Here is a 21,468-nt window from a genome sequence, read left to right as displayed (position 1 = left end):
AGGGATGTGGCCGTCATCCGTGGATCCAGGACGTGTGATCATGAACCGAGACCGACGGTGGAACACCTTCGTACGCCACGATCTCGACCCTCACCAATTGTCCGGTCGAGCCCTGCGCGAGCCGTGAGGTACCCACGTCAGGAGCGAGCACGTTCGGATTGCCGTGCACACAATCGGCAACGTTCGGTGCGCTGTAGTCGTACCAGGCTCCCGTCGAGATCTGTGCGACATGCCGTGCAACGTTGTCATCGAGCACCGCTCCGGCCAGCATCTGCGCAGTCTCGCTGCGGATCATAACAACATCGCCTTCGTCGATCGAGCGCGCTGCAGCATCGTCGGGGTGGAGGCGAATCGGTTCTCGCCCCTGCACTTTCGAGGCCGCGCTGTACGCGCCGTGGTCGAGCTGGCTGTGCAGCCTCGTCTTCGGGTTGTTGGCGACAAGACACAGCGGGTACCGACCCGAGCCGAGCCCGGCCACTTCTGGCGGCGCAAGCCACGCCGGATGCGGCGGACAGTCGTCGTACCCGAAATCGTCGATGGTGCCCGAGACGATCTCGATCAGGCCGCTCGGGGTCGCCAACCGGTGGGCGATGGGGTCGTTGCGGAAGTCCTCATACATCACGTGACCGGCCATCGCGCCGCGAAGATCAAGGCGTCCCTTCTCCCAGAACTGCGCGAAGTCTTCTCGGGGTCGGTACTGGTCGGGAGTCACGGCACGCCACTGCTCGTACATCTTCTCCAGCCAGCCGAGTTCGTCCAGATTCTCGGTGAACTCTTCGTGGACACCGAGTCGTTTGCTCAGGTGGGAGAAGACGTCGTAGTCGTTCATCGACTCACCGACGGGAGAGGTGATCTGTCGCATGGCTACCATCGCCTCGTCGAGACGCCCGCAGCCGATGTCGTTGCGTTCGAGTGTGGTGGTCACCGGGAACACGATGTCGGCGTGGCGTGCGGTCGCCGTCCAGAACGGTTCGTGCACGATGACGGTGTCGGGTCGCCCGAACGCGCGTCGGAGGCGCCCGAGATCCTGGTGATGGTGGAACGGGTTGCCGCCGGCCCAATAGATCAGGCGGGTGTCCGGGTAGTTCATGGTCGTGCCGTTGAACTCGTAGCTCTCGCCGGGGTGCAGCAACATGTCTGCGATGCGGGCGACCGGGATGAACTCACGCACCGGGTTGTAGCCCTGATGAAAGGTGGGCAGGTCGTACGGGAGTTTGGCAGCGCCCATCCCTCCCGTCGAGCCGTAACCGTGCCCGAAACCCCCACCGGGCAGCCCGATCTGACCGAGGAACGCGGCCAGCGCAATGGACGCCCACAGGGGCTGTTCGCCGAACGATGCCCGCTGCAGCGACCACGACGTGGTCACCATGGTCCTCGACGACGCCATCCGTCGTGCCAGTGCCGTGATGGTCGCGGCGTCGATACCGCAGATCTGCGCAGCCCAGCGTGCGTCTTTGACCACGCCGTCCGACCGGCCGCACAGGTAGTCGGCGAATCGTTCGGTTCCCGCGCAATGGTCGTCGAGAAACTCTTTGTCCCAGAGCTTCTCGTCGAGAAGCACCCAGCACAGCGCCAGCATCAGGGCGGTGTCGCTCGCCGGGGTGATGGGTATCCACTGGTCCCGCGGTTGTAATTCGAGGTCGTCCGCCAGCGGGCTGATCAAGACGAACTCGGCACCGTTGTCACGGGCGACGTCGATGGCACCTCGGACGATGTGTTTGCTGACCCCGCCGGCGTTGATCTGGAAGTTCTTGGCGGGCATCCCGCCGAAACACACGAACAACTCGGTGTGTTCACTCATCACCTGCCAGGTGGTCGGCTCGTACAACGGCTCGAGGCCGCCGACCACATGGGGGAGCAATGTCTCCGACGCTCCGTGGCTGTACGTGTGCCGTGACCGGGTATATCCGCCGAGGCAGTTGAGGAACCGGTGCAGTTGGCTCTGTGCATGGTGGAAGCGGCCCGCGCTGGCCCAGCCGTACGAGCCACCGAAGATCGCGGTGTTGCCGAATGTGGAACGCACACGCTCCAATTCGCGTGCGGCCAGGTCGAGCGCGTGGTCCCAGGTCACCTCCACGAACTCGTCGTCGCCCCGTGCGCCTGCACCCGGTCCGTCGGCCAGCCATCCGCGGCGGACGTACGGATGCAGGATCCGCGCACGGGTGTCGAGTGATGCCGGGATGTTGCCGAGCAGGGCCGAAGGGTCGGGATCGTCGGTGTCCGGGATGACACGCAGTCCGTCGGATTCGACGGATGCAGTGAACAAACCCCAGTGAGAGCTGTTGCCCAGTGCTTCGTTCGGCATGTGGCCAAGTGTCGCAGCAGGCAGGTCTGGGAGCATCGGTGCCATGACACACCCGTATCGGATCGGCCTGATCGACGGCGACGGAATCGGGCCGGAAGTGGTGCCTGCAGCGGCCCGGATCGTGGAAGCGGCGGTCGGTGCCGCCGGTCGCGCGGTCGAGTGGGTACCGCTCGACATCGGACGCGCCGCCATCGAGTCGTACGGGGATGCGATCCCGCAGAAAACGCTGGCTGCCCTGGACGAATTGGAGATGTGGATACTCGGGCCGCACGATTCGGCAGGGTATCCGCCGGAGCACCGCACCGGATTGACCCCAGGCGCGGTCATCCGCAAACGCTTCGATCTGTTCGCCAACATCCGTCCGGCAAAGGCCTATTCGGGCATACCGGCGGTGAACCCGCGGATGGATCTGATCATCGTGCGCGAAAACAGCGAGGGGCTGTACGCAGACCGAAACATGGCGCGGGGCACGGGGGAGTTCATGCCGACACCGGATGTGGCGTTGGCGGTCGGGGTGGTCACCCGAGAGGCGTCGACACGAATTGCGGTGTCCGCGTTCGAACTCGCGATGTCCCGTCGAAAACGAGTGACCATCGTGCACAAGGCGAATGTGCTGACGATGACAACCGGATTGTTCCGGGACGTGTGCCGCGACGTCGGCAGGCAGTACCCGGAGGTCGAGGTCGACGAGCAACATGTCGATGCCATGGCTGCGCACCTGGTCCGTCGAGGACACGAGTTCGATGTGGTGGTCACCGAGAACCTCTTCGGCGACATCCTGTCCGACCTCGCCGCGGAGCTGGCCGGTTCACTCGGTACCGCCGCGTCGGTGAACAGCTCGGCCGACAAGGCGATGGCGCAGGCCGCGCACGGGGCGGCCCCCGACATCGCCGGACGAGGCGTGGCCAACCCGGTGGGCATCATCGGCTCGGCGGCGCTGTTACTGGACTGGCAGGCCGCGCGAACCGGGGACGGCGCAGCGGCCGACGCGGCGGGCGCGATTCGCGATGCGGTCGAGTCCGTGATCGCCGGTGGTCTCAGTACTCCCGACCTGGGAGGGGCGGCCACCACCGAGGAGTTCACAGCCGCTGTTCTGAAGCGCTTCTAACCCGGTTTGGTGCAACAGAAGATCGCGGTGCCCGGGAAGTAGTGACCGCGTAGCGGACTCCACTGGCCCCACTCCTGGTCAAAACCCTCGGGCCACTCCGGCTCGATCAGATCGACGAGAAGCAGGCCGGCGTCGCGGATCTCCCGGATGCGGTCGCCCAGCGTCCGATGGTGCTCGACGTAACTGACGGTGCCATCGCTTTCGGTCTCGACATACGGGGTCCGGTCGAAGTAGGGGAGCATCACCGTCAGGCCGGCAGGCCCTGGATCGTCCGGAAAGGCCCACCGCATCGGGTGGTTGACCGAGAACACCCACCGGCCACCCGGTTTGAGCACCCGCGCCACCTCCGCCATCACCCCGGCCGAATCGGCCACGAACGGGACGGCGCCGAACGCCGAGCAGACGATGTCGAAGACGTTGTCGGCAAACGGCAGTTGCTCGGCGCCGGCCTGGACGAGGCCGGGCTGTGGACCGCCCCGGGCCATGGCCACCTGTCCGCGCCGCAACATCTCTCGGGAGAGGTCCAGACCGATCACCCGCGCGCCCTGCGCGGCAAGCCAACGACTGCACGGCGCGGAACCACAACCCACCTCGAGAACGTCGCGGTCGGCGACCTCCCCGAGCAGTCGGACGTCCTCTTCGCGCAGCCCTTCGGGGCACCACACGAAGTCTCCGTCGGCGCTTTCGGCACCGAGGAAAGCCCCGTGCTCCTCGTGGTAATTCTCCGCATCGGCGTCCCACCAGCGGCGATTCGCCGATACGCTGGTTCGCGAGTCGATTCTGGTGCGCATCAGGGGTTGTGGTTTCGGGGTATTTGCCCAGCCCAGCGGGCCTGGCGTATCCTCAGACACGCGCGTGCCTGAGCCCGCGTGGTTCTTCATGCCGGTCACTCATCTGTGGCCACTGTTGATCCCGCATTACTGTCCCTACAACCCAACCTGTCCGGAGCCATCTAACATATGCCGTCCACGACCATTACCTCACCACAAGTAGCCGTTAACGATATCGGCTCGGCTGAGGATTTTCTTGCCGCCATCGATGCCACTATCAAGTACTTCAATGATGGCGACATCGTCGAGGGCACCATCGTCAAGGTTGACCGCGACGAAGTGCTGCTCGACATCGGTTACAAGACCGAGGGAGTGATCCCGTCCCGCGAACTGTCCATCAAGCACGACGTCGACCCCAGCGAGGTTGTCAGCGTCGGCGATGAGGTGGAAGCACTCGTCCTCACCAAGGAGGACAAAGAGGGTCGGTTGATCCTGTCCAAGAAGCGCGCTCAGTACGAGCGTGCGTGGGGCACCATCGAAGAGCTCAAGGAAAAGGACGAGGCCGTCAAGGGCACCGTCATCGAGGTCGTCAAGGGCGGCCTGATCCTGGACATCGGTCTGCGCGGATTCCTCCCCGCATCGCTGGTGGAGATGCGTCGCGTGCGCGATCTGCAGCCGTACATCGGCAAGGAGATCGAAGCCAAGATCATCGAGCTGGACAAGAACCGGAACAACGTCGTCCTGTCGCGCCGTGCGTGGCTGGAGCAGACGCAGTCCGAGGTGCGCAGCGAGTTCCTGCACCAGCTCCAGAAGGGCCAGGTCCGCAAGGGCGTCGTGTCCTCGATCGTCAACTTCGGCGCCTTCGTCGATCTCGGCGGCGTCGACGGCCTGGTGCACGTCTCCGAGCTGTCTTGGAAGCACATCGATCATCCGTCCGAGGTTGTCGCAGTGGGCGACGAGGTCACCGTCGAGGTTCTCGACGTCGATCTCGACCGCGAGCGTGTCTCGTTGTCGCTCAAGGCAACTCAGGAAGATCCGTGGCGTCAGTTCGCCCGCACGCATGCCATCGGGCAGATCGTGCCGGGTAAGGTCACCAAGCTGGTTCCGTTCGGTGCGTTCGTGCGCGTCGAAGAGGGCATCGAAGGCCTCGTCCACATCTCGGAGCTGGCCGAGCGCCACGTCGAGGTGCCGGATCAGGTTGTCGCAGTCGGCGACGACGCGATGGTCAAGGTCATCGACATCGACCTCGAACGTCGCCGGATCTCGTTGAGCCTCAAGCAGGCCAACGAGGACTACACCGAAGAGTTCGACCCGTCGAAGTACGGCATGGCCGACAGCTACGACGAGCAGGGCAACTACATCTTCCCCGAGGGCTTCGACTCCGAGACCAACGAATGGCTCGAAGGTTTCGAGAAGCAGCGGGAAGCGTGGGAGTCGCGCTACGCCGAGGCCGAGCGTCGCCACAAGATGCACACCGCTCAGATGGAGAAGTTCGCCGCTGCCGCCGAGGCCGCTGCCAACGCTCCGACCGACTACTCGTCGGATTCCGCTGACAAGGTCGGTGGTGACGCCGCATCCGCGACGTCCTCCTCGTCGTCGTCGGCGCCGAAGAGTGGTGGATCGCTTGCCAGCGACGAGCAGCTCGCTGCTCTGCGCGAGAAGCTGTCCGGTAACGCCTGATAGAGCACTGACAAGAACGCCCCCGGCCTTTCTGGCCGGGGGCGTTTTTGTGGTCTGCACATGCATGTATCGCGTTTTGACAATGATTATCATTACCGAGGATCATCAAATCGTGAAATTTACTCGTGCTCCACAGATCGTGTCGCTCCTTTCGGCGGTTGGCTTGCTTGCCGCATGCGGAAGTGATGGCGGTTCCAGTGATTCGACTTCAACCCAGAGTTCGGTGGCGGCTTCGTCTGCCGTCGAACAACAATCGGCCACACCTCGGTTGGCATACACACACGAGAACGGCATCGAGGTACTCGATGCCGAGTCGCTCGAGCCGGTGGGTGAGGTGGAGACCGAAGGGTTCATCCGGCTCAATCCGGCCGATGACGGACGGCACCTGTTCGTCTCGCAGTCGGACGGTTTCACCGTCTTCGACATGGGAACGTGGACGCGCCAGCACGGCGATCATGGCCATTACTACACTGCCCCGCCGGCAATGACCGACCTGAAGTTCGGCGGCGAGGAGCCGGGCCACGTGGTGCCACATGATGGCCGGATCACCTTGTTCTCTGACGGCACCGGCGAGATCGACGTCGTACCCCCGCGGAGCTGTCCCGCGGCAACGCCGAGTCGGAAAAGCATCAGGTTCCTCCGCATCACGGTGTTGCGGTCGCACGAGAAGACGGCACCTTGGTGACCACTGTCGGCACCGAGGAGTCGCGTAACGGCATCCAGATCCTGGGGCCGGACAACGCGGTGCTGGCGACCAACGACCAGTGCCCGGGTGTCCACGGTGAGGCGATGGCCGCCGACGGAACACTCGCTTTCGGATGCCAGGATGGCCTGCTTGTGGTGCGGGGCAATGACATTCGAAAGGTCACCAGCCCTGATCCCTACGGCCGAATCGGAAATCAGGCTGGGTCGGAGTCTTCACCGGTGGTGCTGGGCGACTACAAGGTGGACAAAGATGCAGAGCTCGAACGGCCCACTCGGGTCACCTTGACCAACACCGAGTCAGGTGAGCTGAAATTGGTGGAACTCGGCACCAGCTACAGCTTCCGTTCACTTGGCCGCGGCCCCAACGGCGAGGCGCTCGTGCTCGGAACCGACGGAGACATCCACGTGATCGACCCGCAGACCGCCGCGGTCACGCGAAAGATCGAAGCCGTGGGGGACTGGGCCGAACCTGTCGAGTGGCAAGACCCGCGCCCGACACTCTTTGTCATGGATTCGGTGGCCTACGTGACCGATCCGAGTGACAACAAGCTGGTGGCGGTCGACCTCACAAGCGGGACCAAGATCGCGGAGACCCAGCTGGACAACACCCCGAATGAGCTCTCGGGTGTCAGTGGCTGATAACGACGTGACAGCCAACGCTTGATGGTTCGGCTCCGATACGTGACACGCTCGTCGAACAAGGACCCTGACGGACTCGACCACGTTGCGCCGGCGCCACAGATCGCAACCCTGCTGCGCATGCGCACCCGCCGATCTGTGACACTGACCACGTGATTCGAGTAGGTCTGACCGGCGGTATCGGAGCCGGCAAGTCAACGGTGGCGCGCACTCTCGTCGATCGCGGTGCATACATCATCGACGCCGACGTGATCGCCCGCGAGGTGGTGGCTCCCGGCACCGACGGACTGTCCCAACTGGTCGCCGCATTCGGAGACGACATCTTGGCGGCGGACGGGAGTCTTGACCGGGCAGCCTTGGCCGCCAAAGCCTTTGTCGATGACGAGCAACGCAAGAAGCTCAACGCCATCACGCACCCATTGGTCGGTGCCCGCGCGTTCGAACTCCTCGAGGCCGCTCCGGATGACGCCGTGGTGGTCCAGGACATACCCCTGCTGGTCGAGAACGGCAGCGCTCCCTTCTTCCACCTCGTGGTCATCGTCCACGCTGCCGAAGAGGACAGGGTGGCGCGGTTGACCGGCCAGCGCGGTATGCCCGAAGCCGATGCCCGGGCGCGGATCAAGGCGCAGGCCTCCGAGGCGGACCGCCGCGCCGTCGCCGACGTATGGCTCGACAACAGTGGTGGCCCCGACGATCTGGCGGCCCTGGCGCACCACCTGTGGGACGAGAGGCTTGTTCCCTACGAACGCAACGTGCGCAGCCGGACGTGCGCCCGGTGTCCGGAGATCGTGGTGGATCACCGCCCGGAGTGGTCGCTCCAGGCCACCCGGTTGAGCAATCGGTTACGTCTTCTGGGTGCGGAGAAGATCGTGGGCGTCACCCACGTCGGACCAACGGCATCCGCCGGGGAAAAGGCCGCCGACGTTCTCGACTTCGAGGTACAGCTTGCCCCGGACGTCGATCCGGCCGATCTCGATGATGTCCTCGCCGATGGGGGTTTTCCGGCGCTGACACCCGGACTGCATGCCAACGCCGATCCCGGCCGCGCGGTCACCATCCGTCTGACCACCCCGAGCTGACTGCCCCGGGCTTCTCGCGTCAGTCCCAGCTCAGTTCGGCGCCTTGCGCTGCCAGCCAGGACTCGACGTCATGGTTGTGCTCGGCGGCACCCGCCATCGTGCGTGCAGCGATGCGCACTGCCGCTTCCGCCCGGTCGTGGGGCAACAGCCACGCCGCGTGCGCGTCGAACAGCTCGTCGACGTCCTCGAGCTCGAGCGGCCGTCCGGGGCGGTCGATCAGGTCGAGGTACCAGTCCTCGGAATGCCAGCGGCCGTGTGCGTCGGGACCGGTGAACATCCCGACGTCGATGTAGAGCCGCTGATCACGCTCGAAGCCGGCTCGGTAATGGAAGACGCTGACGCGTAGACCGAAGCCTGGAAGCAACCAGGACTGCAGGCGGTGGAACTCGGCGTGGTCGGCAGGGCGGTCCATGTAGAGCCCGAAGTCGGTGGTCCGGTAGGTGTCCACCTGTCGCCGGAAGCCTTTCGGATCGGTGTTCGTGCCCGCCGCGACGTCGAAGACCTCGTGTTTGGGTGGGTGCAACGCGGCCATGCAGCACGCTAACCCACCGCGGGGTGACGAGATCGACGCCGAGCCGGTGCGTCTCCTGTGTTCGCGCACGGCGCATTCGGTGAGCGCCGCTTGTCGGACGTCGCGTTTACTCTGGATACATGGCTTTTGCAGCAGAACATCCGGTCGTTGCGCACTCAGAATTCCGGCCGGTCGGGGAGATCGAGCGGTCACACGCACCTTTTCAGGTGGTCAGTGACCACAAGCCGGCCGGCGACCAGCCGACCGCGATCAAAGAACTCGAGCGGCGTCTGCGTGCTGGAGAGAAGGACGTGGTGCTGCTCGGTGCCACCGGTACCGGTAAATCCGCGACCACGGCCTGGCTGATCGAGAAGGTACAACGCCCGACCCTGGTGATGGCGCCCAACAAGACACTTGCCGCGCAGCTCGCCAACGAGCTGCGGGACATGTTGCCGCACAATTCAGTTGAGTACTTCGTCTCGTACTACGACTACTACCAGCCTGAGGCGTACATCGCTCAAACCGACACCTACATCGAGAAGGACTCCTCGATCAACGACGATGTCGAGCGATTGCGGCACTCGGCCACGTTCAACCTGCTGTCGCGGCGGGATGTTGTGGTGGTTGCCTCGGTGTCGTGCATCTACGGTCTCGGTACCCCGCAGTCATATCTCGACCGTTCGGTTCATCTGGACGTCGGCCAGGAGGTCGACCGGGATGCGTTGCTGCGGCTGCTCGTCGACGTGCAGTACACCCGCAACGACGTGAGTTTCACCCGCGGCAGCTTCCGGGTCCGCGGCGACACCGTCGAGATCATCCCGTCGTATGAGGAACTGGCGGTGAGGATCGAGTTCTTCGGCGACGAGATCGAGGCGTTGTACTACCTGCACCCTCTGACCGGTGACGTGGTGCGTCAGGTGGAGAACCTCCGCATCTTCCCGGCCACGCACTACGTCGCGGGGCCCGACCGAATGGAGCGGGCCATCGCCTCGATCGAGGCCGAACTCGAGGAGCGGCTCGCCGAACTCGAAGGCAAGGGCAAGCTGCTCGAGGCCCAGCGCCTGCGGATGCGCACCAACTACGACGTCGAGATGATGCGGCAGGTCGGGTTCTGTTCGGGCATCGAGAACTACTCGCGGCACATCGACGGCCGCGGCCCGGGTACCGCACCGGCAACACTCATCGACTATTTCCCCGAGGACTTCCTGCTTGTCATCGACGAGTCGCACGTCACGGTTCCGCAGATCGGCGCCATGTATGAGGGGGACATGTCGCGTAAACGCAACCTGGTTGATTTCGGTTTCCGTCTGCCATCGGCCGTGGACAACCGGCCACTCACGTGGAGTGAGTTCGTCGACCGGATCGGGCAGACGGTGTACTTGTCGGCCACGCCGGGCCCGTATGAGCTAGGCCAGGCAAACGGTGAGTTCGTCGAACAGGTGATCCGGCCTACCGGTCTCGTCGATCCGCAGGTGGTGGTCAAACCCACCAAGGGGCAGATCGACGACCTGGTGCATGAGATCAAGCTGCGCACCGACAAGGACGAACGCGTCTTGGTGACCACACTGACCAAGAAGATGTCCGAGGACCTCACCGACTACCTGCTGGAGCTGGGCATCCGGGTGCGATATCTCCACTCTGAGGTCGACACCCTTCGCCGCGTGGAACTCCTCCGGCAGCTGCGCACCGGTGAGTACGACGTCCTGGTCGGTATCAACCTGCTCCGCGAGGGGCTCGACCTTCCCGAGGTGTCGCTCGTGGCCATCCTCGACGCCGACAAGGAAGGGTTCCTGCGCAGCACCACCAGCCTCATCCAGACGATCGGCCGTGCGGCGCGAAACGTGTCCGGTGAAGTGCACATGTACGCCGACAAGATCACCGACTCGATGCGCAACGCAATCGACGAAACCGACCGCCGTCGCGAGAAGCAGATCGCCTACAACAAGAAGATGGGCGTCGACCCGCAGCCACTGCGCAAGAAGATCGCCGACATCCTCGACCAGGTGTACGAGGAAGCCGAGGACAACGCCGTCGCGATCGGTGGGTCGGGGCGCAACTCGAGTCGCGGTCGCCGGGCACAGGGCGAGCCCGGCCGGTCGTCGTCGTCTTCGGGTGTCATCGACTCGCGCGACGTCTCGGCCATGCCTCGTGCCGAGCTCGCGGACCTCATCGCGGCACTCACGGACCAGATGATGAATGCGGCGCGGGATCTGCAGTTCGAGCTCGCGGGCCGATTGCGAGACGAGATCGCGGACCTCAAGAAAGAGCTGCGTGGCATGGATGCAGCCGGAATCCGCTGAACCCGGCCGACTGTGATCGTCATGACGATGTCCTGTTCTGCCTGGTCAGCGGTATGTTTGACGGTCCCGTCGGCCAATACCACGTAATCGAACGGCCGTTACGGGATACCCTCTCCACGGAAGATGCCGCCCGGGGTGGCAGGGCACGGACAATCGTCGGCGCCCGTGATCTACACAGAACATTGATGGAGGATGGATGAGCGCATACCAGACCGTCGTTGTGGGAACCGATGGTTCTGAATCGTCGATGCAGGCGGTTGAGCGGGCAGGCGCGATCAGTGGTGACAAAGCGCAACTGATCATCGCTTGCGCCTACTTTCCGACCGACGATCGTGACGTTTCCGCAGTCTCGGATGTGCTCAAGGAAGAGGCGTACCAGGTCCACGGATCTGCGCCCACCGAAGAGATCCTGCGAACCGCGCGCGAGCGTGCGGCCTACGCCGGGGGCGGCAACATCTCCACCCGGCCCGTGGTCGGATCACCAGTCGACGCACTGCTGAACCTCGTTGCCGACAGCAAGGCCGATCTGCTTGTCGTCGGTAACAAGGGTCTGAACTCGATCGCAGGACGGCTGCTGGGTTCGGTGCCCGCCGATGTTGCGCGCAAGTCGAAGTGTGACGTCCTGATCGTTCACACGGTCTGAGCAGGCGCCCGGAGCGGTTCGGGCAACTCGGCGTTGTGCACAATCGCCAACTGCTGAGTTGCCCGGGTCAGCGCCACGTAGAGGTCGCCCCACCCACGGGCCGACTGGCCGACGATCATGGCCGGTTCGACCACCACCGTGCGGTCGAACTCCAATCCCTTGGACTGCGCCACGGTCAGTACCGACAGCTCGGGTGAGTCCTCGATCTCTCCGGTCACCGCCCGGATCTGGTCCACCAGTCCGTCCGGCGCAATGATCGCTGCAATGCCGTCGAGTGATGCCGTGGCCAGCTTGGCCGCGGTGGCCGGAAGGTCGTCGACCGACGTTCGCTCGAACGTCGGGGCCGTTCCGCTCGATCGAATCGAGTTCGGGGCGGCCATGTCGGGGTCGATGCGTTCGAGGATCGGCGCGGCCACCGCCATGATCTCGCTGGGCGTCCGGTAGTTCACCGTCAGGTCGTACTTACGCCAGCGCCGTGCCACGTAGGGACTGAGGACTTCGTCCCATGACGTCGTGCCCGCCGGATCCCCGGTCTGTGCGGTGTCGCCGATGACCGTCATCCAGCGGTTCGGTATGCGGCGCATGATCATTCGCCAGGCCATTGCCGACAATTCCTGGGCCTCGTCGACGATCACGTGACCGAAGGCCCACGTCCGGTCGTTGTAGGCGCGCTCCGCGGTCGTCAGGGCAACCCTGGTGGTCTGTCGCGCAGCGAGCTGCTCGGCGTCGATCAGGTCGTAGGCCATCAAGATCTCGGGGTCCAGCTCGTCTTCGAGGTCTTGCGGTGCCGAACCGGTCAGGATGTCGAGGGCGTCCTGTGCCTCGGACAGCTTCTGTCGCCACTGGGCCCGCTCACGTTCTTCGTCACCGTCGTCGTCGACGCCGATGATCTCCGCGAGCTCGTCGAGCAACGGCGCGTCGGCCGCGCTGAATCCGCCGCGCTGTGTTCGCAGGATGGATTGACGCTCGCTGTCGGACCATGTCGGGGTTGCGGAGGCAATCCGCTCGGGGGACGTCAACAGGTCCGCCAGCACCACCTGTGGTGAGAGCTGCGGCCAGAAGTGCGCCAGGGCGGCATTGATGTCGGGATCGGCCCGCATCTCGTCGCGGATGTCGGCGATGTCCATGTTGCTCAGCAACTGCGATCCGTCGATCAGGCTTGCGCCGATCCGCTCGGCGTGCTGCTGCGCCAGAGAGTCGAACGCCGACCGCAGGAAGACCGATCGAGCGTGGTTGTGCGGGCGCCGAGACGATCGTGCCCGGCCCCTGGCGCGCTGGATCACCTTGCTGCTGATCGTGAGTGGGTAGCCGTCGAACCTCAGCTCGATAGGCGACTTCGGCAATTCCTGCCGATCACGTACGGCCTGCCGCAGTACATCGACGATCGCGAGGTCGCCTTTGAGAGTGGTGGCGACGGGGTTGTCGGTCAGCGACGCCCGTACGCCCGGGTAGAGGTCGCCGACGGTGGACAGCAATACGCCGCTCTCGCCGAGGGAGGGGAGCACCTGACCGATGTAGTTCAAGAAGGTGGTGTTGGGGCCCACGATGAGCACACCGCTGCGCGCGAGGGTGTCGCGGTAGGTGTACAGCAGATACGCCGCACGGTGCAGGGCCACCGCCGTCTTCCCGGTTCCCGGTCCGCCCTGCACCACCAGGACGCCGCGGTGCGAGGCACGGATGATCTCGTCCTGCTCACGCTGGATGGTCTCGACGATGTCGGTCATGTGCCCGGTGCGGGCGGCATTCAAGGCGTTGATCAGGGCGGATTCGTTCACCACGTCGCCGTGACCGGTGGTGTCGGCATCCTCGAGTTCGGTCATGTCGAGCCGCTCGTCGTTGACGGCGGTGATCTTGCGGTTGCGGGTCCTGATGTGGCGACGGACTTGCACGCCCTCTGGAGAGGCCGGGGTGGCCAGGTAGAACGGCCGGCTCATCGGTGCGCGCCAGTCGAGCAGCAGCGTGCTGTCCTGCTCATCGTCGTCCAGGATGCCGATACGGCCGATACGGCGTACCTCCCCGGTCTCGAGATCGAGACGACCGAAGTAGAGGTTGTGTTCGGCGGCATCGAACTTCGTCAGATCGTCGGTGTAGAGGCGCTCGTAGGACTCACGCTCGGACCGGGCCTGCGGCGTTCCGCCGGTATCGCGAAGGGCAGACGCCAACCGCGACTGGGTGTTGCGGCGCATCCGGTCCAATCGGCCGTACACCCGGTCGAGATGACGCTGTTCAGCCTCGAACACGATCCTCCTCGTTGTGGTGGAGCAAAAATAGTGCCAAGGATAACGCGGTGGCCCGGGAGATCGTTCCCGGACCACCGCGTCGTCAGGTGTCCATCATCGAGGGGGCCGCACCGACCGTCACAACCGGGTCGGGCGTTCGGACGGCGAATCGAGACTCGAGTGCGCCGCTCGCCGATCAGGCGTCGAGGTCGGACGCCACCAGTTTGGCAATGGTGTCCAGTGCAGCCTGGTCTTCGCTCTCGACGGTGACCTCGGTGCCGGCGGTGGCGCCGAGGGTCATGATGAGCAGGGCCGATCCGGCATCCACCGGTTCGCCGCCTGCGACCGAAAGAGTCACCGGGACACCGGCTTCGGCGACTGCTTCGGCGATGACCGCGGCGGGGCGGGCGTGCAGGCCGACTGACGAACCGACTGGGACGTTGGTGCTGGGCATGATTTCTCCTTTGTTGACAATTGGTTTCGTGAGTTCTGATATCTGGTGGATCAGGCGGTGGCGAGAACCTTCGACTTCGCCGCCTGTGGCTTACGCGGCTTGATCAGCTGCTTGGCTCCGACGACACACGCGGCCGAGACCGCGGTGCCGATGGCCAGCGACAGGAAGAACCAGCCGATTCCCCCGATCGCAAACGACACGAAGATGCCGCCGTGTGGCGCGCTCAAGGTGGCACCGGTGGCCATGATCAATCCTCCGGTGACTGCTCCGCCGGCCATCATCGAGGGGATGACACGCAGTGGGTCGGCTGCCGCAAACGGGATTGCGCCCTCGGAGATGAACGAGGCACCCAAGAGCCATGCCGCTTTGCCGTTCTCCCGTTCTGCGTCGGTGAACAAGCTGGGTCGAACAGTCGAAGCCAATGCCATCGCCAGCGGGGGACCCATGCCGGCAGCCATCACAGCGGCCATGATCTTCAGCGACGCGTCATCGGTGACGGACAGGCCTGCCACAGCGAACGCATATGCGGCCTTGTTGACCGGACCGCCGAGATCGAAGCACATCATCAGACCGAGGATGATTCCGAGCAGGATTGCCGAGGAACCGGAGAGCCCGTTGAGCCAGTCGGTCAACCCGTCGGTGACCGCGGCGAGCGGCTTGCCGAGCACCACGAACATCAGGACACCGACGATCAGCGAGGCGAAGAGCGGGATGACCACCACGGGCATCAGTCCGCGAGCCCATTGGGGTACGCCGATCCGGCCGATCCACAGAGCGGCAAAGCCCGCGATCAGGCCACCGACGAGGCCACCGATGAAACCGGCACCGACGAACACCGCGACCGCACCGGCGGTGAAGCCGGGGGCCAGTCCGGGCCTGTCGGCTATCGCGAAGGCGATGTACCCGGCGAGCGCCGGGACCAGGAAGCTGAACGCGAGCGATCCGAGTTGGAAGAGCACTGCGCCGAGGTAGGTCTTCAGTCCACCATCAGGCAGTTGTGTCAAAGAGTTGTCGAGAGTGATCTTCTCGGCGGTGTCGGTGATCTCGTAGCCCGCGAGCAAGAAGCCCAAGGCGATGAGCAGACCTCCGGCGGCGACGAACGGGATCATGTAGCTCACGCCGGTCAGCAGGATCTGCCGTAGACGTGTACCCCAACCGATACCGGTGGTCGCGGATGCGCCGTCGTTGCCGGCGGCCGCGTCACCTGCCACCTTGGCCGCGGACGGATCGAGGCTGGCTCGCAGCGCCTCGGTGACCATGGCGTCCGGCTCATTGATCGCCCGCTTGACCCCGGACGCCACCACCGGCTTGCCCGCGAATCGCTCACGGCCTTTCACGCCGACGTCCGTGGCGAAGATGACCGCCCCCGCATCGGCGATGATCTGGGCCGCAAGGGGAGTGCTGCCACTCGAGCCCTGCGTTTCGACATGAACGGTCACGCCGGCCCGCTCGCCCGCGGCGACCAGGGAGTCGGCCGCCATATAGGTGTGCGCGATGCCGGTCGGGCACGCCGTCACCGCGACGAGGGTCTTGTTCGGCACGTCGGAGCTGTTGGTGTCGGTCGGCTTCGTGTCGGCAGGGTCGGTGGTGGCCGCCGAAGCGGCTGGGGTCGAGGCGGCCGACGCCGTCGGGCCCGGTGGTGTGGCGGGCGCGAGTACCTCCTCCACAAGAGCGACCACGTCGGTGGGAGTGGCTGCTGCTCGCAGCGACGCCACGAATGCCGGCTTGACCAATGCGCGCGCAAGACTGGACAGCAGCTTCATGTGCTCGGAACCGGCGCCTTCGGGTGCGGCAATCAGGAACACGAGGTCGGCAGGGCCGTCCGGCGCGCCGAAGTCGACCTTCGGCGACAGGCGGGCGAAACCGAGAGATGCGGCGGCGATCGACGCATCCCGGCAATGAGGGATGGCGATGCCGCCCGGCAGGCCGGTGGCCGACTGGGACTCACGTGCCAGGGCAGCGGCTTTGAGCGCATCCACGTCGGACGTGCGGCCGTCTGCTGCGAGCCGGTGTGCCAGCGCGTCGATGACAGCATCTTTGGTGGTGCCCAGATCGGCGTCGAGCGCGATCAGTTCCGGGCTGATGATCGCCGGTGCGGAACCGGCTCGGATCGTCGGGTGGGACATGACTTTTCCTTAGGGGGTGGTGGAGCCGGGATCAGTGGTTGCCGATGACCGGGTTGAGCGCGGTGACTGTCACGGCGCCGGGCTGGGTGTGGTGCGGACTCGGCAAAGCCGTTCCCGGTAGCGCTGCTGCGGCGCTGCCATACGAGACCGCCCATGCGAGGCGGTCGGCCGGTCCGGCATTTTGCAGATCGGCGAGTAGATATCCGGCCAGCGAAGAATCGCCGGCTCCGACCGTGCTGCGCGGCGCGATCGGGGGAGTTGTTGCGTGCCACGCGCCTTCGTCGTTGACGAGAACGGCTCCTGCGGCGCCCAGAGTTGCCAGCACGGCACGCGGGCCGCCGGCCTCGATCAACGATCTCGCGGCCCGGGCGGTCGGCAACGGGTCCCCGTGTTCGGCGGCGAGTTCGAGCTCGGCGCCGTCCAGGCCGGTGAGCTGACCGAGTTCGGTTGCGTTCGGTTTGATGAGATCGGGTGCGGCCGAGGGGAACCGGGCCGCGAGGGCGAGCAGCGGTTCATCGGAGGTGTCCACTGCGATCTGGGTCGGCCCGACGCGGAGCGCTGTGACGAGGTCGGCGTACCAATCGGCCGGGACACCAGGGGGTAGCGACCCGGACAACACGACCCACACCGCGGAGCCGGCCAGGTCCTGCAGGCAAGCCGTCAGGGCTGCCAGCGTTTCCGGTGGCAGGGCTGCCCCTGGCTCGTTGATCTTTGTTGTCGTGCCGTCGGGTTCGGTGACCGTGAGGTTGACCCGGGCTGTTCCCGGGTGCGAGATACCGCGATGGTCGATTCCTGCCTCGTCCAATGCCAGCAGGATCGGCTCACTGGAGTTGCCGGGCAACACCGCGATCGAACGCTTGCCTGCAGCCGTGACGACGCGGGAGACATTGACGCCCTTGCCTCCGGGATGGGAGGTCGCTGCCGATGCGCGATGTACTGCGCCGCGCTGGAGTGGCCCGGTCAGATTGATTGTGCGGTCGATGCTCGGATTGGCGGTGAGGGTGACGATCATGCCGTCACCACCTCGACGTCGTGCGCAAGCAGTTCGGCGCGATCCGACTCGCGCAGGGCGCTGTCGGTGATGAGGACGTCGACCCTGTCGATCGGGGCGAAACTGATCAGGTCTTCTCGGCCGACCTTCGACGAATCAGCAACCACCACGACGCGGTGCGCACTGGTGACCATCGCCCGCTTGATGGCGGCTTCATCGCTGTCGGGAGTGGACAGCCCGTGGCGCAGACTGAGTCCGTTGGTCCCGACGAAGGCGACGTCGATCCGCATCGACGCCAGCGTTCGCAGCGCGTCGTCACCGACCACTGCCTGGGTGATCCCGCGGACACGTCCACCGAGCAGATGCAGGCGTGACCCACCGAGGCCTCCCACTCGGGCCGCGACCGGGATGGAGTTGGTGACGATGACGAGGTCCATGTCGGCGGGGAGGTGAGCAGCAACTCGGGCCGTGGTCGTCCCGGCGTCGAGCAGGATGCTGCCGCCGACCGGGGGTAGCTGGTCCATGGCCGCCTTGCCGATTCGGTCCTTCTCTCCGGATCGACTGTGCTCGCGTTCGGCCGTGCCGACCTCGATGGCTGTGAGCGCGGATGCGGGTACTGCGCCACCATGGACCCGTCGGATCACCCCGAGTCTGTCGAGGGCCGCCAGATCGCGACGCACCGTCTCGGTTGTCACGCCGTACAGATCGGACAGATCAGCGACCGACATGCGGCCTTTCTGCGCGATCAGCGCGGCCATGGCCTGCTGCCGCTCCTCTGCGTACATCTGCCCTCCATGTGGGTTACGTTGCTAGTTGGTGTTGCTTTATGTTGTTTTATGCCCGATCGTATTGCTTTGTCAAGGATTTTGAGTAATCTGAATCACATCGAGTCGGGTTGGTGACGTAGACACGTAAGCCCGCAGACTTGTCAGAGGAGGACGGATGACGAAGTCAACGCTGATCGGAAGCCCGCGAAGGGTGTTGCACGGAACGCCGGTGGTGCCAGGCGTGGTGGCGGGCCCGGTGATCGTTCCGGGTCCACGCGTCGCGCCGCCGCTCGACGACACCGTGATCGACCCGGCGGACCGCGACCGTGAGCTGCAGGCGTTCCGCGAGGGCACCAAAGCTGTTGCGTCGCGACTGCAGGCACGGGCCGCGGTGTCGAGCGGAGCGGCGTCCGAAGTGCTTGCCGCCAATGCGGCCATGGCAACGGATCGTGGCTGGCTGGGTGCAGCCGAGAAGCTCATCGAGGCCGGCAATTCCGCCACCGCAGCGACAGCCGCGGCCACTGAACAGTTCGTGGCCATGTTCACCAAACTCGGCGGCCTGATGGCCGAGCGCGTGACCGATCTCCGCGATGTCCGTGACCGCGTGCTCGCCGAGCTGATCGGGGCTCCTGAACCGGGGGTTCCGGAACCGGACGTTCCGTCGATCCTTTTCGCGGAGGACCTGGCGCCTGCAGATACGGCGGGCCTCGACCCGGCAATGGTCATCGGGCTGGCGACTTCGCTCGGCGGACCGACCAGCCATACCGCGATCATCGCGCGCCAACTGGGCATTCCTTGCGTCGTGGCGGTCACCGGCCTCGACGAGGTCGCAGCAGGGAGTTCGGTACTGCTCGACGGCGCGGAGGGCGAGATCACCGTGTCACCTGATGCGGCCGCGGCATCCGAAGCAGTGGCGCAGTACCGGTTGATTGCCGAGCGCACAGCCGCGTGGACCGGACCCGGGGCGACAGCCGACGGTCATCGAGTTGACGTCCTCGCGAATGTACAAGACGGCGCCGGGGCGCGGGTGGCTGCGGAGACCTCAGCGGGTGGGATCGGGTTGTTCCGGACCGAACTGTGCTTCCTCGACCGGGAGACCGAACCGACGGTCGCCGAGCAGTCCGCCATCTACCGTGAGGTGCTCGACGCCTTCCCGGACGCAAAGGTCGTCGTTCGCACACTCGATGCCGGGTCGGACAAACCTCTGCGTTTCGCCGAACACCCGCATGAGGCCAATCCGGCTCTGGGGGTGCGTGGCATCCGGATCGCAGCCCGTGACAGCGGCATTCTCGATCGGCAACTGGACGCGATTGCTGCTGCGTCCGAGGGGGTTTCACCCCCGTGGGTGATGGCGCCCATGATCTCTACGGCTGCCGAAGCTGAGTCGTTCGCCGCGAAAGTCCGTGAACGCGGGCTCGTCCCCGGAGTGATGATCGAGGTCCCGGCAGCGGCGTTGCTCGCCGAACGGATCCTCGACCACGTCGACTTCCTGTCGGTGGGAACCAACGATCTCGCGCAGTACACGATGGCAGCCGACCGGATGTCGGCCGATCTCGCCGAGCTCACCGATCCCTGGCAGCCCGCAGTCCTGTCACTGCTGGCGCGCACGGCAGTCGCCGGCGCTGCCGTGAACAAGCCGGTGGGGGTGTGTGGGGAAGCGGCGGCCGATCCGCTGCTCGCCTGTGTGCTGGTCGGTTTCGGGATCACATCGCTGTCGGCGGCAGCATCGGCAGTTGCGGGCGTGGGTGCCAAGCTGGCGACGGTGACCCTGGATCAGTGCCGGCGAGCAGCCGACGCGGTGTCGCAAACGGCAGATCCGATGAGTGCGCGGGCAGCAGCTCGCAGTCTTCTGGACTGACTGCGTTGTGGGCTGCTGCCCGCGTACTCGAAACGTCAAGCGGTCGAACGGGCGAACCTACTGCGCTTTCTTTGCCTGCTTGCGTGCCTGCGCTGACAGCTTGACGCCTTCGTCGGCTGCACGCTCGGCGAGCTGCGCGGCGTAGACGCGGGCCGATTCGGCAAGCTCGGGTGCCCGGTCACGAGCGGTCGCGAGCGTCTTCTCTGCGTACCCATTGGTGGCAGCCAACGTCTGTGATGCAGACGCGGCGAGTTCGGCGCGACGATCGGCAGCAGCGCTCTTCGCCTTGGCTCCGTTGGTCAGGGCCTGCTTGGCGAACTTGGTCTGCTGCTTGGTCAGCTTGGCCTGCTGCTTGGCGGCGGTCTTACCCAATTTCGCCTGCTTCTTGCCTGCCTGCTGGCTCAGCTTGGCCTGCTTCTTCGCAGCGGCCTTGCTGAGCGACGCTGTGCGCTCGGTGGCGACCTCGGCGAGCTTCGCGCTCTGTGTGGTGGCCTTGGCCGCGAGCTCTCCGGCCCGCTCGGAAGCGACTCCGGCGAGAACTGCGCCACGCTTGGACGCGACGTCGACGATCTCGCTGCCGCGTTCGCCTGCGACATCGGCCAGGACGGCCGCCCGTTGCGACGCCTTCTGTGCCAGTTCGGCAGCCCGCTCCGACGCGACCTCGGCGAACTTGCCGCCGCGGTCGGAGGCCACCTCGGCGAGATCGCCGGTTCGCTCGCCGACCACCTCGGCGATGTGCGACGCACGATCGGCCAGGACGCCTGCGGTCGAAGCGCTCGCAGCGGCGGTCGGTAGTACTGCACTGACCTTGTCACCGGCGATTGCCGCGGCCTTGCGTCCGCGCCATGCCAGCGACGGCTTGCCTTCGGTGTCGACGGTTGCGATCAGCAGCCCGCCGAGTAGTCCCACGTTCTTGATGAAATGCGCTTGCTGCTCGGCCCGCTCGTGCGGGTCGGTCTCGTTCCAGAAGTCGTTTCCGGCCAGCGTGGTGGGGATGACAACGCCGGCGAGGGTCAGCGAGGCGAGCCGCGGGAACTTGCCGGTCGCCAGTGCCAGACCACCGATGATGTGGATGGCGCCGTTGATACGGACAACCACCTGCGCGTCAGCCGGGATCAGGTCGGCGGCCTGCGGCGGGAGCTGGGTTTTTGCTTTGTCGACGAACGGCTGCGCGGTTTCGGCTAGCTGTTCCGGGCGTCGGATCGCGTCGATCCCAGTTGCGATGAACGCAGTCGCGAGCATGGGACGGGCAATGCGGCGGATGAGCATAGAAGGGCCTCCTCAAGACACTTGTTACATGGACCTGTCCCCGG

The 21,468-nt window shown here is 65.3% G+C and carries 15 protein-coding genes and 1 pseudogene; 7 read left to right on the top strand and 9 right to left on the bottom strand.

Annotated features, from left to right (window positions below; all coding sequences use genetic code 11):
- Positions 1 to 13: 13 nt before the first annotated feature.
- Positions 14 to 2,305, bottom strand: a complete 2,292-nt coding sequence (locus MVA47_RS18475) for a molybdopterin-dependent oxidoreductase (RefSeq protein WP_247209206.1) — start codon at positions 2,303 to 2,305, stop codon at positions 14 to 16.
- Between the two features lie 43 nt (positions 2,306 to 2,348).
- Here MVA47_RS18475 and MVA47_RS18470 point away from each other — a divergent pair, with 43 nt between their 5' ends.
- Positions 2,349 to 3,413 carry an isocitrate/isopropylmalate dehydrogenase family protein gene (locus tag MVA47_RS18470; protein WP_247209204.1) on the top strand — a complete coding sequence of 355 codons (1,065 nt, stop codon included), beginning with the start codon at positions 2,349 to 2,351 and terminating at the stop codon, positions 3,411 to 3,413.
- Here the strand turns inward: MVA47_RS18470 and MVA47_RS18465 are convergent.
- Entirely contained in the window at positions 3,410 to 4,204 is a 795-nt protein-coding gene (locus MVA47_RS18465; RefSeq protein WP_247209202.1) for a class I SAM-dependent methyltransferase, read from the bottom strand. The genes MVA47_RS18470 and MVA47_RS18465 overlap by 4 nt on opposite strands.
- 168 nt (positions 4,205 to 4,372) lie before the next feature.
- Here MVA47_RS18465 and rpsA point away from each other — a divergent pair, with 168 nt between their 5' ends.
- From rpsA to coaE, 3 genes and pseudogenes are all read left to right on the top strand, one after another.
- Positions 4,373 to 5,863 (top strand): 30S ribosomal protein S1, encoded by a 1,491-nt coding sequence (gene rpsA / locus MVA47_RS18460; RefSeq protein WP_023960724.1) that lies wholly within the window; start codon positions 4,373 to 4,375, stop codon positions 5,861 to 5,863.
- An 82-nt stretch (positions 5,864 to 5,945) separates the two neighbouring features.
- Positions 5,946 to 7,207: pseudogene (gene aztD, locus MVA47_RS18455) on the top strand (zinc metallochaperone AztD).
- 152 nt (positions 7,208 to 7,359) lie between these two features.
- Positions 7,360 to 8,286: a dephospho-CoA kinase gene (coaE, locus tag MVA47_RS18450; protein ID WP_247209200.1), complete on the top strand. Its 927-nt coding sequence runs from the start codon at positions 7,360 to 7,362 to the stop codon at positions 8,284 to 8,286.
- Positions 8,287 to 8,305: 19 nt separating this feature from the next.
- Here the strand turns inward: coaE and MVA47_RS18445 are convergent, their stop codons facing one another.
- Positions 8,306 to 8,818 carry a DUF402 domain-containing protein gene (locus MVA47_RS18445; RefSeq protein ID WP_247209198.1) on the bottom strand — a complete coding sequence of 171 codons (513 nt, stop codon included), beginning with the start codon at positions 8,816 to 8,818 and terminating at the stop codon, positions 8,306 to 8,308.
- Between the two features lie 119 nt (positions 8,819 to 8,937).
- Between MVA47_RS18445 and uvrB the strand changes: the two genes are divergently transcribed.
- Both uvrB and MVA47_RS18435 read left to right on the top strand, forming a co-directional pair.
- Positions 8,938 to 11,097: an excinuclease ABC subunit UvrB gene (uvrB, locus tag MVA47_RS18440; protein WP_247209196.1), complete on the top strand. Its 2,160-nt coding sequence runs from the start codon at positions 8,938 to 8,940 to the stop codon at positions 11,095 to 11,097.
- Positions 11,098 to 11,293: 196 nt separating this feature from the next.
- Positions 11,294 to 11,740 carry a universal stress protein gene (locus tag MVA47_RS18435; protein ID WP_247209194.1) on the top strand — a complete coding sequence of 149 codons (447 nt, stop codon included), beginning with the start codon at positions 11,294 to 11,296 and terminating at the stop codon, positions 11,738 to 11,740.
- Here MVA47_RS18435 and MVA47_RS18430 read toward each other — a convergent pair.
- The 5 genes from MVA47_RS18430 to MVA47_RS18410 all read right to left on the bottom strand — a co-directional run bounded on the left by MVA47_RS18430 (position 11,728) and on the right by MVA47_RS18410 (position 18,315).
- Entirely contained in the window at positions 11,728 to 13,926 is a 2,199-nt protein-coding gene (locus MVA47_RS18430) for an ATP-binding domain-containing protein (protein ID WP_247210896.1), read from the bottom strand. The two genes, MVA47_RS18435 and MVA47_RS18430, sit on opposite strands and share 13 nt — an antisense overlap.
- Positions 13,927 to 14,155: 229 nt before the next feature.
- Entirely contained in the window at positions 14,156 to 14,413 is a 258-nt protein-coding gene (locus tag MVA47_RS18425; protein ID WP_023960713.1) for an HPr family phosphocarrier protein, read from the bottom strand.
- A 50-nt stretch (positions 14,414 to 14,463) separates the two neighbouring features.
- Entirely contained in the window at positions 14,464 to 16,539 is a 2,076-nt protein-coding gene (locus MVA47_RS18420; protein WP_247209192.1) for a fructose-specific PTS transporter subunit EIIC, read from the bottom strand.
- 31 nt (positions 16,540 to 16,570) lie between these two features.
- On the bottom strand, positions 16,571 to 17,551 hold the full coding sequence (locus MVA47_RS18415) for a 1-phosphofructokinase family hexose kinase (RefSeq protein ID WP_247209190.1): 981 nt from the start codon (positions 17,549 to 17,551) through the stop codon (positions 16,571 to 16,573).
- On the bottom strand, positions 17,548 to 18,315 hold the full coding sequence (locus MVA47_RS18410; protein WP_247209188.1) for a DeoR/GlpR family DNA-binding transcription regulator: 768 nt from the start codon (positions 18,313 to 18,315) through the stop codon (positions 17,548 to 17,550). The genes MVA47_RS18415 and MVA47_RS18410 overlap by 4 nt, the downstream gene beginning before the upstream one ends.
- A 157-nt stretch (positions 18,316 to 18,472) precedes the next feature.
- Here MVA47_RS18410 and MVA47_RS18405 point away from each other — a divergent pair, with 157 nt between their 5' ends.
- Entirely contained in the window at positions 18,473 to 20,155 is a 1,683-nt protein-coding gene (locus tag MVA47_RS18405; protein ID WP_247209186.1) for a phosphoenolpyruvate--protein phosphotransferase, read from the top strand.
- A gap of 57 nt (positions 20,156 to 20,212) precedes the next feature.
- Here the strand turns inward: MVA47_RS18405 and MVA47_RS18400 are convergent, their stop codons facing one another.
- Positions 20,213 to 21,424, bottom strand: a complete 1,212-nt coding sequence (locus tag MVA47_RS18400; RefSeq protein ID WP_247209184.1) for a DoxX family protein — start codon at positions 21,422 to 21,424, stop codon at positions 20,213 to 20,215.
- Between the last annotated feature and the right edge of the window lie 44 nt (positions 21,425 to 21,468).

Origin of the sequence: Williamsia sp. DF01-3 (genome assembly GCF_023051145.1) — a bacterium.
In the GTDB taxonomy this organism is placed as follows: Bacteria; Actinomycetota; Actinomycetes; order Mycobacteriales; family Mycobacteriaceae; genus Williamsia.
Note: the sequence above shows the minus strand (reverse complement) of the source record. Positions and strands in the feature narration are given on the sequence as shown.

Excerpts from the sequence above, each read along its gene's own strand:
- MVA47_RS18475 (WP_247209206.1), bottom strand. The coding sequence starts at position 2,305 with ATGCCGAACGAAGCACTGGGCAACAGCTCTCACTGGGGTTTGTTCACT.
- MVA47_RS18470 (WP_247209204.1), top strand. The coding sequence starts at position 2,349 with ATGACACACCCGTATCGGATCGGCCTGATCGACGGCGACGGAATCGGG.
- MVA47_RS18465 (WP_247209202.1), bottom strand. The coding sequence starts at position 4,204 with ATGCGCACCAGAATCGACTCGCGAACCAGCGTATCGGCGAATCGCCGC.
- rpsA (WP_023960724.1), top strand. The coding sequence starts at position 4,373 with ATGCCGTCCACGACCATTACCTCACCACAAGTAGCCGTTAACGATATC.
- MVA47_RS18445 (WP_247209198.1), bottom strand. The coding sequence starts at position 8,818 with ATGGCCGCGTTGCACCCACCCAAACACGAGGTCTTCGACGTCGCGGCG.
- uvrB (WP_247209196.1), top strand. The coding sequence starts at position 8,938 with ATGGCTTTTGCAGCAGAACATCCGGTCGTTGCGCACTCAGAATTCCGG.
- MVA47_RS18435 (WP_247209194.1), top strand. The coding sequence starts at position 11,294 with ATGAGCGCATACCAGACCGTCGTTGTGGGAACCGATGGTTCTGAATCG.
- MVA47_RS18430 (WP_247210896.1), bottom strand. The coding sequence starts at position 13,926 with ATGCGCCGCAACACCCAGTCGCGGTTGGCGTCTGCCCTTCGCGATACC.
- MVA47_RS18425 (WP_023960713.1), bottom strand. The coding sequence starts at position 14,413 with ATGCCCAGCACCAACGTCCCAGTCGGTTCGTCAGTCGGCCTGCACGCC.
- MVA47_RS18420 (WP_247209192.1), bottom strand. The coding sequence starts at position 16,539 with ATGTCCCACCCGACGATCCGAGCCGGTTCCGCACCGGCGATCATCAGC.
- MVA47_RS18415 (WP_247209190.1), bottom strand. The coding sequence starts at position 17,551 with ATGATCGTCACCCTCACCGCCAATCCGAGCATCGACCGCACAATCAAT.
- MVA47_RS18410 (WP_247209188.1), bottom strand. The coding sequence starts at position 18,315 with ATGTACGCAGAGGAGCGGCAGCAGGCCATGGCCGCGCTGATCGCGCAG.
- MVA47_RS18405 (WP_247209186.1), top strand. The coding sequence starts at position 18,473 with ATGACGAAGTCAACGCTGATCGGAAGCCCGCGAAGGGTGTTGCACGGA.
- MVA47_RS18400 (WP_247209184.1), bottom strand. The coding sequence starts at position 21,424 with ATGCTCATCCGCCGCATTGCCCGTCCCATGCTCGCGACTGCGTTCATC.